This is a genomic window from Nocardia sp. 2TAF39 (assembly GCF_052114905.1).
Lineage (GTDB): Bacteria > Actinomycetota > Actinomycetes > Mycobacteriales > Mycobacteriaceae > Nocardia.
Genome location: NZ_JBFRFQ010000010.1, coordinates 13,702 through 27,647, shown reverse-complemented (window position 1 = coordinate 27,647; position 13,946 = coordinate 13,702). Strand labels below are relative to the sequence as shown.

15 protein-coding genes are annotated in these 13,946 nt (G+C 68.1%); 6 read left to right on the top strand and 9 right to left on the bottom strand.

What is annotated here, in order from left to right; translation table 11 throughout:
• Nucleotides 1-271 precede the first annotated feature (271 nt).
• Nucleotides 272-3,193 (top strand): sacsin N-terminal ATP-binding-like domain-containing protein, encoded by a 2,922-nt coding sequence (locus tag AB4Z47_RS08125; protein WP_441949391.1) that lies wholly within the window; start codon nt 272-274, stop codon nt 3,191-3,193.
• Between the two features lie 184 nt (nt 3,194-3,377).
• Here the strand turns inward: AB4Z47_RS08125 and AB4Z47_RS08120 are convergent, their stop codons facing one another.
• Nucleotides 3,378-4,004 (bottom strand): TetR/AcrR family transcriptional regulator, encoded by a 627-nt coding sequence (locus tag AB4Z47_RS08120; protein ID WP_441949206.1) that lies wholly within the window; start codon nt 4,002-4,004, stop codon nt 3,378-3,380.
• Nucleotides 4,005-4,420: 416 nt separating this feature from the next.
• Between AB4Z47_RS08120 and AB4Z47_RS08115 the strand changes: the two genes are divergently transcribed.
• Nucleotides 4,421-4,651, top strand: a complete 231-nt coding sequence (locus AB4Z47_RS08115; protein ID WP_441949204.1) for a hypothetical protein — start codon at nt 4,421-4,423, stop codon at nt 4,649-4,651.
• Here the strand turns inward: AB4Z47_RS08115 and AB4Z47_RS08110 are convergent.
• Nucleotides 4,648-4,887 (bottom strand): DUF2530 domain-containing protein, encoded by a 240-nt coding sequence (locus AB4Z47_RS08110; RefSeq protein ID WP_441949203.1) that lies wholly within the window; start codon nt 4,885-4,887, stop codon nt 4,648-4,650. The two genes, AB4Z47_RS08115 and AB4Z47_RS08110, sit on opposite strands and share 4 nt — an antisense overlap.
• Nucleotides 4,888-4,949: 62 nt before the next feature.
• Between AB4Z47_RS08110 and AB4Z47_RS08105 the strand changes: the two genes are divergently transcribed.
• Nucleotides 4,950-5,387 (top strand): MarR family winged helix-turn-helix transcriptional regulator, encoded by a 438-nt coding sequence (locus tag AB4Z47_RS08105; RefSeq protein WP_441949201.1) that lies wholly within the window; start codon nt 4,950-4,952, stop codon nt 5,385-5,387.
• Between the two features lie 56 nt (nt 5,388-5,443).
• On the opposite strand, the gene AB4Z47_RS08100 is transcribed toward AB4Z47_RS08105, so the two are convergent.
• The 3 genes from AB4Z47_RS08100 to AB4Z47_RS08090 form a co-directional block, all read right to left on the bottom strand.
• Nucleotides 5,444-5,689, bottom strand: a complete 246-nt coding sequence (locus AB4Z47_RS08100) for a hypothetical protein (RefSeq protein ID WP_441949199.1) — start codon at nt 5,687-5,689, stop codon at nt 5,444-5,446.
• A 129-nt stretch (nt 5,690-5,818) separates the two neighbouring features.
• Nucleotides 5,819-6,220 (bottom strand): YccF domain-containing protein, encoded by a 402-nt coding sequence (locus AB4Z47_RS08095; protein WP_441949197.1) that lies wholly within the window; start codon nt 6,218-6,220, stop codon nt 5,819-5,821.
• Between the two features lie 75 nt (nt 6,221-6,295).
• Nucleotides 6,296-7,498: a GNAT family N-acetyltransferase gene (locus tag AB4Z47_RS08090; RefSeq protein WP_441949196.1), complete on the bottom strand. Its 1,203-nt coding sequence runs from the start codon at nt 7,496-7,498 to the stop codon at nt 6,296-6,298.
• A 114-nt stretch (nt 7,499-7,612) separates the two neighbouring features.
• On the opposite strand from AB4Z47_RS08090, the gene AB4Z47_RS08085 reads away from it, so the two are divergent.
• Nucleotides 7,613-8,416, top strand: a complete 804-nt coding sequence (locus tag AB4Z47_RS08085) for a TrmH family RNA methyltransferase (RefSeq protein WP_441949194.1) — start codon at nt 7,613-7,615, stop codon at nt 8,414-8,416.
• Entirely contained in the window at nt 8,413-8,712 is a 300-nt protein-coding gene (locus AB4Z47_RS08080; RefSeq protein ID WP_441949192.1) for a DUF2537 domain-containing protein, read from the top strand. Before AB4Z47_RS08085 ends, AB4Z47_RS08080 begins: the two co-directional genes overlap by 4 nt.
• Before the next feature lie 162 nt (nt 8,713-8,874).
• Here AB4Z47_RS08080 and AB4Z47_RS08075 read toward each other — a convergent pair whose 3' ends face one another.
• From AB4Z47_RS08075 to serC, 3 genes are all read right to left on the bottom strand, one after another.
• Nucleotides 8,875-9,627, bottom strand: a complete 753-nt coding sequence (locus AB4Z47_RS08075) for a DUF6928 family protein (RefSeq protein WP_441949190.1) — start codon at nt 9,625-9,627, stop codon at nt 8,875-8,877.
• Nucleotides 9,628-9,954: 327 nt separating this feature from the next.
• On the bottom strand, nt 9,955-11,007 hold the full coding sequence (sepH, locus tag AB4Z47_RS08070; protein ID WP_441949188.1) for a septation protein SepH: 1,053 nt from the start codon (nt 11,005-11,007) through the stop codon (nt 9,955-9,957).
• Nucleotides 11,008-11,194: 187 nt separating this feature from the next.
• Nucleotides 11,195-12,319, bottom strand: a complete 1,125-nt coding sequence (gene serC, locus AB4Z47_RS08065) for a phosphoserine transaminase (protein WP_441949186.1) — start codon at nt 12,317-12,319, stop codon at nt 11,195-11,197.
• A gap of 64 nt (nt 12,320-12,383) precedes the next feature.
• On the opposite strand from serC, the gene AB4Z47_RS08060 reads away from it, so the two are divergent.
• Nucleotides 12,384-13,028 (top strand): hypothetical protein, encoded by a 645-nt coding sequence (locus AB4Z47_RS08060; protein WP_441949185.1) that lies wholly within the window; start codon nt 12,384-12,386, stop codon nt 13,026-13,028.
• A 21-nt stretch (nt 13,029-13,049) separates the two neighbouring features.
• On the opposite strand, the gene AB4Z47_RS08055 is transcribed toward AB4Z47_RS08060, so the two are convergent.
• Nucleotides 13,050-13,877: a polysaccharide deacetylase family protein gene (locus tag AB4Z47_RS08055; RefSeq protein ID WP_441949184.1), complete on the bottom strand. Its 828-nt coding sequence runs from the start codon at nt 13,875-13,877 to the stop codon at nt 13,050-13,052.
• Nucleotides 13,878-13,946 lie beyond the last annotated feature (69 nt).

The following is a 13,946-nucleotide window of genomic DNA, read 5'->3' as shown; positions in this document are numbered from 1 at the left end:
CCGCGGAGACGTCCGGGGCGTCCGAGCGGGGACCCGGGGCCGAGCCCCGGATCGTCGATGAGAGCGCACCCGCAGGGAAAGCGGACGCCGCCGAGCCCGTTACCGCGCCGGAGTCGGCGGCTACCGAGGCTGTGGCCGCCGAGCCCGCTCCAGAGCAGGGCGTAGCAGAGTCGGAGGAGACTGGTGCGCAGGCAGGTTCGGCCACCGAGCAGGACGCCGGTGACGAGTCGGGTTCCCAGGAGCGGCCGGAGTCCCAGTCATCGCCGCGGAGCTGACCGAGACCGCCGATCCATTCGGCACATCGGCGCTGCGTGCGGCGGTCCTCGCCGCATGGCGTGATTCGCCGACCCGGTTGCGGGAGGACGCCGCCACCGAAGCCGACCTGGTGCGCGCCGGGTACCGCGACCGGTTGCTCACCGAGTTGGCGCAGAACGCCGCCGACGCCGCGGCCAAGGCAGGCGTTTCCGGTCGCCTCGTCGTCCGCCTCGTCGGCCGTGATCTGCACATCGGCAATACCGGTGCCCCGCTGGATCTCTCCGGCGTACAAGCGCTCACCGCGCTGCGCGCGTCGGGGAAAGCCGACGTCGGCACGGTCGGCAGGTTCGGTGTCGGTTTCACCGCGGTCCTCGCGGTGAGCGAGGATGTCGAGCTGCGTTCCACCACCGGGTCGCTGCGGTTCTCTCGCGATTTGACCCGGGATGCCCTGCGCCACAGCGATATCCGAATTCCCGCCGCAGACGGCGGCGAGCTTGCCCCTCCGGTGCTGCGGTTGGCTTGGCCCGTCGAGGCGACTCCGGCGGAGGGGCTGGACGCGGAAGTCGTGCTGCGCCTGCGTGACGATGTGGACGTCGAAACGCTACTCGCCGGGATGCGGGAAGAAGCCGTCGACCTGCTGCTGGAACTGCCCCCGTTGCACCACATCCGCATCGGTGGGGACGAATTCCTCAGCAGTGCTGAGGATATGGGTGACGGACTGCACGAGGTGTACGTCGACGGTCCGGGCAGCGAGCAGCGGACGTGGTGGCAGTACCGAGCGTCGCGCGCCCGCTGGCTGTTGCCGGTGCGGGACGGCAAGCCGGTGGCGGCCGCGCCGGATGTGCTGCGGGCGCCGACCAGGTCGGACGAAGAGCTCTCCCTCCCCGCCCTGCTCATTGCCGACATCCCCATGCAGCCGGATCGCCGCAGGCTGCTGCCTGGCGCCCGCCTGGCCCAGTTGGCGGAGGGCTACGCGGATTTCGCCCGCGCGCTCCCGCCCCGCGACCGCCTCGTGCTCGTCCCGGCGCCTGGTTTCGCGCGCAGCGAGGCCGACGGTCTGATCCGCGAAGCTCTGATCCGCGAGCTGCAGACCCAGCCGTGGCTGCCTGTCGTTGCCACGCGTCGGCACACCGCGCCCGAAGGGCTGACCGGAGCCCTTCCGCATCTCGACCCGATTGCGCGCGAGCCCTATGCCGGCGCCACAACCTCCACCGGCGAGCAGGCGGGGGAAGTCGCTGCGCCAGCCGATGCGCTCGTCGGCGAACCGGTTGACTTGTTCGGCAGCTCGACGCACGTCGCGATTCCGACCAGCACGCACGTATTCACCGGCCTCACCGAGGAATTGGCCGCCCTGCTCGATGACGTGGTCGGCCCATTGGCGATCCCTGACCTCTCCGGCCGTGCGCAGGCGGAGGCCATGAACGTGCTGGACGTGCACCGCCTCGGTTTGGCGCGCCTCGCGGAACTGTCAGGCGGACTGGAGCGACCGCCGACCTGGTGGCAGTCGCTGTACTCCGCGCTGGAGCTGTTCGTGGTGGATCCGCTCGCGGCCGAAGAGCTGGGCGCGCTGGCGGTTCCGTTAGCCGACGGCAGGCTGGTCACCGGGCCGCGCACGGTGGTATTGGACGATCAGCTCGAGGTCGCGATCCCGGTGCACTGGGCCAGAGTGGTGCATCCCGAGGCGGCGCACCCGCTGCTCGCTCGGCTCGGCGCGCGATCGGCCACCGCCGAGGACCTGTTGAGCGACCCCGGTTTGCGCGCCGACCTGGAGGACAACCCCGGCGAGCCCGACACTGCCGACGCCATTCTCCGCCTTGCCGCGCACGCCGATCCTGCCACGTTGCCGTCTTGGCTCGGTTTGCTCGAATTACCCAACACGCAAGGCGAATTGGTGCCCGCTGACGAACTGCTGTTGCCCGGCGCTCCGCTGCGCGATCTGCTGGTCTCGGACGCACCGTTCGGCACGGTGGACCCTGATCTGGTCGATCGTTACGGCGAGGACGCCTTGCGCGCCGTCGGCGTCGGCTGGGATTTCAGCGTGGTCGTCGAGGCCGATCCGACCGGCCCGGACCACGATCTGGACGAAGAGGCGCACTGGTGGTCGACCCTTCTGGACGATCCGCCGGAGCTGGCGGCGGTCCGCGACCTCGACCTGGTGGACGACGCGGCATGGCCGGAAGCGTTGCGGCAGTTGGCCGCCACGCCACGCACCCGCAGCCTGCTCGGGGACGCCGACGGCTACACCGCATGGTGGCTACGCAGACACGCGCGCGTCGAAGGCATCCCGCTCGGCCTGCTCCGCCACCCCGCCGACACCGAATTCGCCGGCCTGCTGCCTACTTTCGTCGATATCGACGCGGACGCGTACCGCGCCGTTCTCGCGAACCCGGACCAGATCACCGAGGACTTGGGCGCCGCATTACTGGATGCGCTCGCCGACCCGGCGACAACGCTTATGCCGGACGTCGTGTCGCGCACGCATGCCCGCTTGGCCGCTGCGGTCGCCGCGGATCGGCTCGACCTCACCGACCTCGAACCGCCCGACCGCGTGCGCGCGCTCTCGGGCGCCGTGATCGATTCCGGTGACGCCTTCGTTCTCGACCAGCCGTGGTTCGGCCTGGCAGTGCCGTCGGACCGGCTGGTGGTGGGCGATGTCGAAACCGCTTCGGCCCTGGCTACTCTGCTGGATCTGCCGCTGGTCTCCGAGTCCGTCACCGCCGAGGTGCTCGGCGCGGGTCGCCGCACGACCTGGGCGGCGGAACCGTTGGGAGTCGTTCTGCGCCAACTGTTCACTTTGACGGAGCCGGAGGGTGAGCTGGTACTGCACGACGACCTGCTGGTGCGGTTGGGCGGTGCGATCGAGACCACCGTCTCCGTACCTTGGTGGCGTATCGGCTCGACCGTCCACGTCCGCGCGCCGCGGGCGCCCGGCGCATGAGCGGCTACCTCGAGCGTTCGCTCGGCCCGGCGCATGAGCGGCTACCTCGAGCGTTCGCTCGGCCCGGCGCATGAGCGGCTACCTCGAGCGTTCGCTCGGCCCGGCGCATGAGCGGCTACCTCGAGYSTTCGCTCGGCCCGGCGCGGGGCTGCGAGCCGGACTTCGTCCAGTCCGGCTGCGCCCGTTATGCTGCGTACTCCGTGATCATTTCGCTCAGCAGATCCAGCTGCACGCGCACGCTTTCGCTGTCATTGTCCACCAGCCAACGAAGCACGAGGCCGTCGATCACGTTGAGCGTGAAGCGGCTCAGCGTCTGCACGGGGAGGGTCCACTGATTCCCGGTCGCGTCGCGCGCGTGTTCCAGGATGTCGGCCACGGTGGAGTCGTTGAAGTTGTACTGTTCGCGCGCGATCGCTATTTTTGCGGGGGTTTGTTCCCCTTCGCGTAGTGCGTAAGTGGTCGTTTCATATGTGAGCAGCTGCCGTTCCGGAGTGGCTTCGATGTTGAGCCACATGAGTTCCAGTCCGGAACGGATCAATTTTTGAAGGGCTTCTTTTCCACTTCCGACTTCTTGCCATACTGATTCGTTTGCGTCGACCGAATCGCGTAATTCCATCGACAACGCTTTGACCAGCTCGGTCATCAGCGCGTCCTTGTTTTCGAAACAGTAATGCACCACACCGAGCGAGACGCCCGCAGCCTGAGCGACATCGCGGGTGGTCACGCCTGCAACGCCCTTTTTTTCGGCAAGGCCGATCGCGGCCTCGATAAGGTGGGCCCGTCGTTCTTCGACGCTCAATCGGGAGGACACCCAAGCGAGTTAAGCGCGCGCGGCGCGTGCAGTCAATTCACAGGTACGAAATTCTTGACTGGACGAGTGACCAGTTGCATGGTCCGCTGCCATCGGACCGAAGGGGGACCGGGATGCCGGTGTCGCGCACAACAGTTCTGGCCCAGAGCGCGATCGGTTCGGCGGCGTTCGCTGCCACAAGCGTGATTCCGGCGGCTGGCCCGGCCGCCGAATGCGGAACGATGGGCTACTGTGTGTGTTCTTCCAGTCCATCTCCGGGAAACACGGGTGCCCGGCTCGGGCTGCCGAAGTTCAAGTCCCGCAAGGACAACAGGCAGGCGATCCGGTTTCGAAGGATACCCGGTTCGCGATCATTTCGGGCCGGAAGCTTCGCCTGCCGAAGATCGGGGGACATAGGGGTCCGGTGGTCACGGGGGATGCCGTCGGATCTTCCGCTGCTCGCGGGCGGCAAGCAGATCGGGACCACCATCTACTGGAACAAGCGGGGCATCGCCGAATCCGTGGCGCGGTTCACCTGGGCAATCCCCGCCGACGCCGCACCGGGCCGCTACAGCTTCCAGCACTCCGCGGACAGCCTCGAGTATTGCACCGTTCACCCGGACTGTGAACGAATTCGCAGTTGCTCGAGCGCGACCTGGGTCGGCTAAAGCCCCGTCTGCGCGCCCTTGTCGCCGCGCCGCGCGCCGCGCCGCTGGATCAAGAAGATGCCGAGCGCGAGGACGCCGACCACCAGTCCCATGAGGCAGACCGGGCGCGCCGACTCCCATCGGTCACCACTCGCCCACACCACCGCCGTGGCGATCAACCACAGTGCGCTGCCGACCGCGAGCACGGGGCGCGGATCGGTCAGGCGCGGCGGAATCTGCGGGACTTTCTGTGTCACGGGCCCAGCCTAGCGGCGGCAACCCGCGACCGGCCGATACCGGTCCCGTATCGTTTGCCACTGTGACCACGCCATCGGATGTTCGAGCCCTTGCCGGTGAACTCTCGCTGGCGGTCGTTCGACTGACGCGACATCTACGCGGTCGCCGTGCCGACTCGCAGATATCGCTGACCCAGCTCTCGGCCCTCGCCACCCTCGCACGCGACGGCGCGATGACGCCGGGGGGGCTTGCCGCGAAGGAGCGTGTTCAGCCGCCGTCGATGACCCGCGTCATCGCCTCCTTGACCGATCTCGACCTGGTGGAGCGCAAGCCGCATCCGACAGATGGCCGTCAGATCATCGTCTCGTTGTCTCCCGCGGGCCGCGCACTCATCGCCGATGAAACCAGCGCCCGCGAGGCGTGGATGACCGAGCAACTCGCCACGCTCACCGACGAGCAGCTCGTGGTGCTCACCCGCGCTGTAGCGATCATGAAGCAGATCGTCTCGGAATCGGAGTAGCGGCCACGGCCGCAAGGGATTCGCGCTCCGCGCTCGAGCGGAACGACCGCACCAGCTCAGTGTCCCGCTCTGCCGAGCCGGATGATGGTGTCGGCACCCCACCACAGTAGGCGCCCCGCGATCGACAGGTAGAGGACGAACGCCAGATAGACCAGCACGGCGCCGTAGTCGTCGGCCCAGTCCGGCAGGTGGTTCAGTTGGGTACCCGCGGCGACGAGCAGCAGTAGCCCGAGCGCGATTGCGATCGGTGCGAGGGGCGCGGTGCCTGGGTCGTCGGCAGGTCGAGCGGGGCGGTCGGTCATGACGGAGCTCTCCCGGTGCGGTGGGCTCGGCGCCGAATCGGGACGAGATAGACGCCACCGATGTCGGTTACCCTTTAGCTACCATTCGTGCGAAGAGTCCGTTCCGTTAACTTGATGTGATCTGCATTACTATTGGGCGGCGAATGGTCGATCGCTGTCTATAATCTCGCGTCCGAGTGGGAACAGCGAGAGCGGAATGAGCTTGAGATTGGCCCAACCGAACGGGATGCCGATAATCGATACGAACAGCGGGATGCTGGTGAACAGATGGCCGAGTGCCAGCCACCATCCGGCCACGATGAACCAGATGATGTTGCCGATCAGTGAGCCAGTCCCCGCACCCGGCTTCTCCACCGTGGTCCGGCCGAACGGCCACAGCACATAGGCCGCGATCCGGAAGGATGCGATCCCGAACGGAATCGTGATGATCAGAATGAAGCAGACGATCCCCGCCGCGATGTAGCCGAGCGCAAGCCAGAATCCGGCGAAGATCAACCAGAGGATGTTGAGAACCAGCTGAATCGGCTTCATGTCACCAGCATGCCAGCTCCGCGCCGATTCGGACATGTCTCCCTTCCCCGCGCCGATGGGGCGCCGGGACGGCGGTCAGAAGAACCAGCCGAGCACCGCATCTCGCTCCGCGCGGAAGGCATTGTCGATCGCGTGCAGCCGGGCGGAATCCTTGACCCGCAACCGGTTCGCCGCCGCGAACACCCGTGCCGGAACCGCACCGAGGTACATGCTGCCGAGAACGTCGATGCCGAGTTCGATATCGGCCGCACGGGTGGTCGGTTCGCAGCGGGCTTGCCCGTCCCGCACGCGCAGCGCGAACGAGCCGCCCGCCTCGCGGAACGGATCGGTCACGGCGAGGACCACATCCAGTTCGCCCGCGTACGAGCGCGCCGACAACGCGGCGGGAAGGTCCATGAGCCGCAACCACAAACCGTCATAGCGGGCCGTAGTGCGCACCAGCCGCGGATTGGTCAGCAGATAGGGCAGCGGGTCGTGGTCGGTGAGCACGGCCTCCACCCGCTGCGCCAGATCCAGCCCGAGCAGGGTGCGCCACAACGCCGCGTGCGCCTCGTCGGTGACCGTGCGCATCTCGACGACCTCGGCCGTCGTCACCCGGTCGCGCCGGTGGAAGCGATACAGTGCGTAGCCGTCGGCGTGCAGGAGCGCGAAGAGGTCGCTGCCGCCGTGGCGGAAGGGTTTCGGATCGTAGAATCGGATGTCCCAATTCGCCGCGGGACGCACTTGTGCGCCGGGCACCAGCCTGCGCCAGCGGTCGTAGATCGCCTCCACCGCGGCGCGTGCCTCGCTCGGCTCGCGCAGTATGACCCCACCCGGATCCGGTGCGCACGGCAGGAATTCGGCGAACCGACGATCGAGGCCGACCGCATTCTCCCGCGTCGCGGGGCCGTAGCCGAACCGGCCGTAGATGCCGCCCTCGCTGGCAGTGAACATGGTCAGCGGCAGACCGGCCGCCTCGATGCGCCGGTGCTGCTCGGTGTACATAGCCCGGAGGATGCCGCGGCGCCGATGTGTCGGCGCCACCGCGACACCGGCGATGCCGCACACCTCGACGGTTCGTCCGCCGGGCACGGTCACCGTCATAGTGGTGGACCGCACGTGCCCGACGAGCCGCCCGCGCTCGATCGCCACGATCGCCAGCTCCTGCGGGAACAGCCGCCGTTCCCGCTCCAGCTCCGTCGGGTCGTATCGGGTCCCGAAGGAGGTCTCCACCAGCGTCCGGATCGCGGGCGCGTCGTCCTCGGTCGCGGACCGGATGGTGATTTCCGGGAGGGTCATACCTCGACCATCCCACGGTCGATCACACACATGCACCGGAATTTCCTCATGTCCCGCGACGCCGGAGCGAACGCCGGTGACGGCGTGGCCGGACCGCCCCGGCAGGATGTAACGGTGGCCGAAGTGATCGATATCGATGATCCCGCCGACCCTCGGGTCGATGACTTCCGCGACCTCAAATCCGCTGACCGCAGGCCCGACCTACCCGGGCGCAAGGGGTTGGTGATCGCCGAGGGTGTCGTGGTGGTCCAGCGGATGCTGGATTCGCGGTTCGCGCCGACCGCACTGCTGGGCGTGGAGCGCAGGCGCGCCGAACTCGCCGACGACCTGGCCGCCGTCGATGTGCCGTACTACCGCGCCTCGGCTGAGATCATGGCCCAGGTCGTCGGGTTCCATCTCAATCGCGGAGTGCTCGCCGTGGCGCCCCGCCCCGCGGAGCTCGGCATGGACGAGGTGACCGAGAAGGCGCGGACCGTCGTCGTGCTCGAAGGTGTCAACGACCACGAGAATCTCGGCGCGATGTTCCGCAACGCGGCCGGACTCGGGGCCGACGCAGTCCTGTTCGGTGATCGGTGTGCCGATCCGCTGTACCGCCGTGCCGTCCGGGTGTCGATGGGGCATGTGCTCCGGGTTCCCTTCGCGTCCGTGCCGGATTGGCCGCAAGGTCTGGATATACTGCGGCGCAAGGCATTCCAGATCATCGCGCTCACACCGAACCCTGCGGCGGTGAACTTGGCGACAGCGATGAACGGGGAGCGGGTGGCATTGTTGCTCGGGGCCGAGGGGCCGGGACTGACCGAGGAGGCCATGCGAGCCACCGATATCCGTGCGCGCATCCCGATGTCGCCCGGCACCGATTCGCTCAACGTCGCGACCGCGGCGGCGATGGCCTTCTACGAGCGGGTGAGGATCTCGTGACCGGTCTGAATCGGCCGTGCCCGTCCTACCATGACCCGACACCCTGGGGGGCGGGGCTGACCGTCGCGATCATGGTGGCGCTGCTGTCCGCCGTCGCCGTGTATTCCTTCGGCGCCGCGCTGGCCGAGGTGCACCCGCTCCTCGCGGTCGCGGTGAATGTCGTCGCGGTCGGTGGCGCCGCGCCGACAGCGTGGCGGTGGCGCCGCGCCCCGGTGACCCGATGGGTGCTCGCCGGCGGCGCGGCAGGAGTTCTGCTCGGATGGGTCATGCTGCTACTGGGCGCACTAGCGGCTTGATGGACGCAGCCGGACAAAGTCCGCACGCAGCCTGCGCCGGGCCGAGTGAAGGTTCGAGGTAGCCGCTTGTGCGCCGGGCCGAGCGAAGGTTCGAGGTAGCCGCTTGTGCGCCGGGCCGAGCGAAGGCGAGGCAGCCGCCTTGGACACAGTGCGCCCGCGGGTCTAGGAGACGTGGTCGTGTCCGCGTAGCCAGCCGAACAGGCCGCGCCTGTGTGGGGCCGCCTCCCGCTTGCCGGACCGCGGCGTCCGCGCAGCCGGGTTGGGTGCCTGGCCCTTCGGGTACAGCGTGAATCCGCACACCGCGATGTCGCCCGGCACCAGCGCGCTGTCCGCGGTTGGTGCGCGGTAGCGGAAGCCGAGCCATTCGTTGTTGGCTGCGTCGGCGAAATCGGGGGGGTCGAACGGCAGCGCCTGCGGGTTGGGCAGTTCGCCCGCGTGCCAATGCACCGGATGCTCACCCGCCCAGTACGGCCGCTCCCACACCAGCGGAAGGCCCTCGTCCTCCAGGATGTTCACCCGGGTCGAGCTGAACGCCCGGCGGAACTCCCCGCGCTCCCAATGCGCGAACGCGCCCCAGCCGTGCGCCGCGTCGAACGACACCAGGTAGGTGTGCTCGGAGGCCAACGGGCGCACCAGCAACTCCGGGATCTCGGTCGGGTGGACACGCGCGGCCTGGGTCGAGCACACCACGGTCACGCCGGGATAGCAGCCGATGTACACCTCGTCGACCTCCGGGCCCGCGCAGCCGGCCAGTGTGCCGACCATGATCGGCAGCACATCGTGGTCACTGTGCAACTGCTTCGCGAGTGCCAGTGCGGCAGCGGGGTCCGGGTCGTGGTTTGCGCGTAGAACCGCCAATGGATCGGGTGCGTCGACGTACCAGAGGGACGAAGCTTTCGATAGCAATTCCGGCACCTCCCGATGGTTGCACGAATCAGCTCGCAAACTTCAAGCAACGCACGGTGATGTCCAACGGCTCACCGCTTGGTGAACTGCTCGACGCCGACGTACGCCGCTGACCACACGGAAAAATCTACCCGCCCAGTGCCTGCCTCCGCGGGCCTTCCGCTCGCGAACACGTTAGTGAGCACCGGAACCAATCTCCGATCGCGGATTCAGCAATTTCGACGGCATTGCTGGCAAACATCAACGGCGACCGGGCGCCGAATTCGACGCCCGGCGCGGCAGCGCTCGGCTGCCTCATCAGGTGCACGCCCCGAACCGGTAGCGCGGCAGACGAACTCAGTGACCCGAGCTACGCACCCCGAGCAGCACGTCCTCCCAGGACGGCATGGGGGCTTTGCCGCGCTTGCTGCGGCTCGGCTTCGCGGGGGCTTTGGCGGCAGGCTTCGCGGGCTCCGCCACGGCGGGAGCCGTCGACGCGGCAGGAGCCGTCGAGGCCGTGTCCGCGGGGGCGCCGGAGGCCATCGCGGTCGCAGCGCCGTTGGTGGACGGCGCATTTCCGGCGGTGGGGGTCCCCGTGCTCGCCGCGGCCGGCGGCGCGCTGGTGCCCGCCGTGACCGCAGCGCTGCTGCCGCCCGCGGCGACCACGCGCTGTTCGAAGTACTCGTCCAAGCTGGACTGGCCCTGCTGCCGGCTGGTGCGCGCGGCCGGCGTGGTCGACGCGGGGCGGGGCTCCACGACCGGCTCCGGCTGCGGCGCGGGCGGCTCCGGCTCGGCAGGCAGGATCGTTGCCAGTCCGCGGAGGGCACGACCGAAATCCGGATCGATCAGGTCGGAGGCCGGGTCATCGAGCGGGGAGACCGAGCCGCCGTGCGCATCCGGCTGGTAGCGCCAGTGCGCAGCGATCTCGGAACGCCCGTTCTGCCACTGCAACTGGGCGACCCAGTAGCCCTTCTCGTCCTTCCAGGCGTCCCACACGGCGCCCTCGATGTTGTGACCGCGTTCGGTGAACGCGGCGGTGACCACATCGATAAGCGTTTCCACGGCGGGGCCGTCGGGCCGGACCGGGTGCGCCTTCTGAGCGAGTTCGGCGGCACGGGCCCGTTCGAGGAGGACCGGATAGGCGAACCGGTCGACACGGCTCGCCGGCATTCCGGATTCTTCGGTGACCTGTTCTACAGAGGCGCCGGCGCGGATACGGGCCTGGATATCGCGGGGACGCATAGTTGCTTCCATTTCGATCTCAATCTGGCCGAATCGGGCAAGGTCTCCGCGCGCAGCGGCTCGTAGTTTGTCATCGGCGGGAAGCCGGAACTTCTGACCGGACTCGGTGTCGATACACACGATGTGCGTGGCGTCGGGCGTCACCCCGATCACTCGAAGTTCACGCACCGTTACCTCCTTATCGCGTCGACTCGCGACACCGCCCACTTTCCGAAACAGTAGTGCAGATCTGAGATTCATGGGGCAGGACACGCGGCACGGAAATCTCCGAAGAGACTCCCGTGCCCCGCTAATCTGCTCTGTTCGACGTGCCGAGCCTTCTGTGCGGCGTGTCGAAACCGGGCGTGTCGCTCCGTCAGCCGAGATTCTGGACGACCCAGTCGATGGAACGAGTCAGCTGGCTGACGTCGTCCGGATCGATTGCCGGGAACATGCCGACGCGCAGCTGGTTGCGCCCCAGCTTGCGGTAGGGCTCGGTGTCCACGATGCCGTTGGCGCGCAGCACCTTCGCCACCGCGGCCGCGTCGACCGAGTCGGCGAAGTCGATGGTGCCGACCACCTGCGAGCGGTGCGTCGGGTCGGTGACGTACGGCGTGGCGTACTCGCTCGACTCTGCCCAGGAGTACAGCCGGGCCGAGGAGTCCAGTGTCCGCTTGACCGCCCAGTCCAGACCGCCGTTGGCGTTGAGCCACTCGATCTGGTCGGCGAACAGCAGCAGCGTGCCCAGCGCCGGGGTGTTGTAGGTCTGATCTTTGGTGCTGTTGTCTATCGCGATCGGCAGCGAGAGGAAATCTGGGGTCCAGCGGCCCGATGCCTCGAGCTCCTCGACCCTGGCCAGTGCGGCCGGGCTCATCAATGCGACCCACAGGCCGCCGTCGGAGGCGAAGCACTTCTGCGGTGCGAAGTAGTAGACGTCGGCATCGGTGATGTTCACCGGCAGACCGCCCGCGCCGGAAGTGGCGTCGATCGCGATCAGCGCGTTCTCCGAACCCGCGGGTCGCCGCACCGGGATCGAGACACCGGTGGAGGTCTCGTTGTGCGCCCAGCCGATCAGGTCCACCGACGGGTCCGACACCGGCTCCGGTGCGCTGCCCGGATCGGCCGAGACCACGATCGGGTCGCCGATGAACGGGTTGCCCTTGGCCACCGCGGCGAACTTCGAGCTGAACTCGCCATTGGTCAGGTGCAGCGAGCGCTCCCGGATCAGGCCGAACGCCGCGGCGTCCCAGAACGCGGTGGTGCCGCCGTTGCCGAGCACCACCTCGTAGCCGTCGGGCAGGCCGAACAGTTCGCGCAGACCCGAGCGCACCCGCGCCACCACGTCCTTCACCGGCTTCTGCCGATGCGAGGTTCCGAACACCGAGGCGCCGACCTTCACCAGGGACTGCAACTGCTCCGGTCGCACTTTGGAGGGGCCGCAACCGAACCGTCCGTCGGCGGGCTTGATGTCGTCGGGAATGGTCGGGAACGCAGTGGTCATGCGGTACAGGGTAGACGGTGGTATTGCTGTGTCGCTGACCACACTCCAGCTAACCTAAGTGTCCATGAGCATGGTGTCGGCCAACTCGGGGTGGCGATTGCGCGGGCGGGCGGCGTGGAGTTTCGGACTGCGCTTCGCGACGGTCTCGGACGCGATCAAGCGGGAATTGCTGATTCGCGGCATGACGGGTTCGGCGACGATCCTCGGCGTGCGGCCGCGGCGCACCGAACCAGGGCACGTGTTCTGGGTCCGGGTGCAGTTGGACGGGGAGTTCCCCTACGAGACCAGGGTGCGGCAGCGCACGACTGCGGCGGACCTGGAATGGATGCAGCCGGGCGACGTGGTCCGTTGTCGGGTGGACCCAGGCGACCGCGACCGCGTGCTGCTGTATGCGCCCGACATCGACGTGTCGGGACGGGCGAGCATCGCGAAGATTCTCGCCGACGGCCGCCGCGCCGATGCCACGGTGCTCGCCACCGCGCCGGTCGCCGCCGACTACACCGCCCGCGACGACCCCGTGCTGCGCCTCGACCTGGAAATGCGCGCCTGGGACGAGCCGAAGCCGTGGCGGGTTCGGCTCGTCCAGCCGGTGCCGCTGGGCGCCCTCGGTCTCGTCGACCTCGGTCAGCACTTGGAGGTCGCCTTCTTCACGGTGGACCGAGGCGAATCCGTCGCCATCGACTGGGTGGCCTCACTCGGCGACGAATAACCTCGAGAACTCGGGCACGGGCTACAGGTGGACGAACGTGAAACCCATGGCCCGGATCTTCGGCAGAACCGCGATCATGCCCGCGCCGGTTCCGGATTGCGGCCGGTGCATATGGGCGAGTGAAATAGCGCCGGGCGCAGCGGCACTCATCGCGGATTGCACTCGCGTCGCCGAGGCAGTCGCGCCGAAATCGGCGTTGATGCTGAAACCGATCGGAGCTTCGCCCAATTCGTTCACAATGGCCACCGCGACGTCGTCATAATGTGCCGTGCCCGCACGAAAGAATCGCGGCGGCTTGCCCAGAAGCGTGGTCAGCCGCTCGTGGTTGGCCCACACTTCGTCGGCCGCCTCCTGCACCGAGCGGGTGCCCGCGATGCCGTAGGCGGCCCGCCCGGTCACCGAGAGCGGTTTGTGCGTGACGCCGTGATTGGCCAGCTCGAACAGCGGGTTCAACGCCAGTTGCGCTGCCCGCGCCGGGTTCGCGTCGACCCACCGCTTGTTGAGGAACAGCGTCGCCGGAATCTGCTGGGCGATCAGAAAACTCACCAGCGATTCGTCGATGTCGTTGTTGCCGGGCCCGCCGCACGCGTCGAAGGTCAGTGCCATCTGCTTGCCGGTGGCCTCGAAAGTACTTGTGATGCCCCGCATCTGCACTCCCCACTGCTTCGGCCGCGCACCGGCGTGCCTAGCCGCTACCTCGGTGGGGGAGACGGCGGGCGTAGCGGCTGGAGCCGCTTGTGCGGTGGGAGTGTTGTTCTGTATCGAGTCACATCCGGTGGCGGCGAATCCTGCGGCGAGCACGGCGCCGATACCGAGCACCCGCCGCCGCGCAATTCCTCTGTCCAGCATCCGTCACGTCCTCTTTCCAGCGTCCCCTGGATGTACTCGAGCCGAATGCGCTGGCGGACAACGTCTCCG